General features: G+C 45.2%; 2 protein-coding genes and 1 pseudogene. All 3 read right to left on the bottom strand.

Annotated elements, in window-relative coordinates:
* Positions 1-209 (bottom strand): annotated as a pseudogene (locus KL866_RS05560) (D-alanine aminotransferase); the annotation flags it as partial.
* Positions 206-1,153 (bottom strand): biotin-dependent carboxyltransferase family protein, encoded by a 948-nt coding sequence (locus tag KL866_RS05555; RefSeq protein WP_214993870.1) that lies wholly within the window; start codon positions 1,151-1,153, stop codon positions 206-208. The pseudogene KL866_RS05560 and the gene KL866_RS05555, both read right to left, overlap by 4 nt.
* A partial coding sequence (locus tag KL866_RS05550) for an allophanate hydrolase subunit 1 (protein ID WP_214993868.1) occupies positions 1,150-1,542 on the bottom strand: 393 nt, incomplete at its 5' end. The genes KL866_RS05555 and KL866_RS05550, both read right to left, overlap by 4 nt.

Here is a 1,542-nt window from a genome sequence, read left to right as displayed (position 1 = left end):
CATTCTTCTGCTGTATACGGGTTGGTGATTTCAATAGCTTTTAGGCCTTGCGCCATTCGCGCGGTATGCCCCTTAAAACCTACCGCTTTACCCAAATATGTTGGAATAACTTCATAAATTCCGTCACCAAAAAGAAAGCCTCTATCCATCGGAGAAATCTTGGCCTCAGAAAGAGGCATATACTCACCGTTTAAAAACGCAATTGTCACAATATTTCTCCTTGTAATCGGCGGCGTCTACTTGTCATCAGTAGCCAGTCTGCCCTTGCCTCTTCTTCATCTTGAAAAGTAAAGTTAACTTTCTCGCCAGGCACTGCTTGGGCCAAGCGGTTTATATCACAGGGGCTCACACAACCAAGTTTGGGATAGCCACCTAATGTTTGCCTGTCGCGCATCATGACAATAGGCTGTCCGTCACTGGGAACTTGAATTGCACCTAAGTGAATGGCCTCAGAGCGCATATTTTCCATATCGGATGCCACAGGCTCTCCTGTAAACCTAAAGCCCATTCGATCAATGGATGATGAAACGGTATATTTACTTGTTTCAAACGTACGTAAAGCAAGGTTACTAAAGCTTGAAAACTGATATCCGGGAACAACTCGAATAGATTCTAAGAAGCCATAGTCATCAATATATTGCCGTGAAAGCCTACGCATTTTAGTGCTGTCCTTCATTCGAGTGTTGGCCAAAACTTCAAAACAGTCGTTGTCTTTTAACGCACTCCCCTTGCCATCTAAGCCTCCGAGTTTCTCGCGAACCACGGTACACGCGCTGCCTACTGTTTTAGGAACCTGCCAGTTTCCACATATCGCCAAATAGGCTTTGCTACCCAGTAATGTACTACCAAACGTGATGGTACTACCCGCTGATATTTTTTGGCTCTGGTAAGAAGATTCAGCGTTTCCATCTACGAGAAGTATTGGCTCTCTACCTGTCACGGCTATTATACAATCTTCATCCACTCGTAACTGCATTTCGCCAATGGCTTCAATGCAAGGGGTGCCGTCTAAATTGAAGGCTAGGAAATTTGCCCAATCATAAGCGCTACTATCCATTGGGCCTGATTCGCAAAATCCGTCCCGCTGTCGCCCTACTCGCCCGTTATCGATAATAAGAGCAAACAGTCCCTTGCTGAGTACTTCAATTCTCATAGTTCGGCCTGCAATTCCGCTTTATATTTTTGTTCAGTAATCGACACAAATTTAACTACATCTCCCACTTTCAATCGAGATTCGCTGTGCTCGCGGCTATGCAAGAGCATGTCAAACGCAGTAACACCCAGCAAATTCCATCCACCTGGTGATTCGCTAGGATAAACAGCGGTTTGTCTATCAGCTATCGCGACAGCCCCCTTGGGAACGCGTTTTCGGGGTGTGCTTAGTCGTGCACATTTAAGCGCCTCGGGAATATCGCCCATATAGGCAAAGCCTGGTGAAAAACCTACAGCATAAACCTTGTAACTTACGCTTGTGTGCAATGTGATAATCTCTTCAATCGATAACGAAGTTTTTTTGCTTATCACGCTTAAATCGCTCGTATC

Origin of the sequence: Alteromonas sp. ALT199, assembly GCF_018619335.1 — a bacterium.
In the GTDB taxonomy this organism is placed as follows: domain Bacteria; phylum Pseudomonadota; class Gammaproteobacteria; order Enterobacterales; family Alteromonadaceae; genus Alteromonas.
This window is presented reverse-complemented; position numbering and strand designations above follow the sequence as displayed.

Coding starts and splice junctions, on each gene's coding strand:
- KL866_RS05555 (WP_214993870.1), bottom strand. CDS start 1,153: ATGAGAATTGAAGTACTCAGCAAGGGACTGTTTGCTCTTATTATCGAT.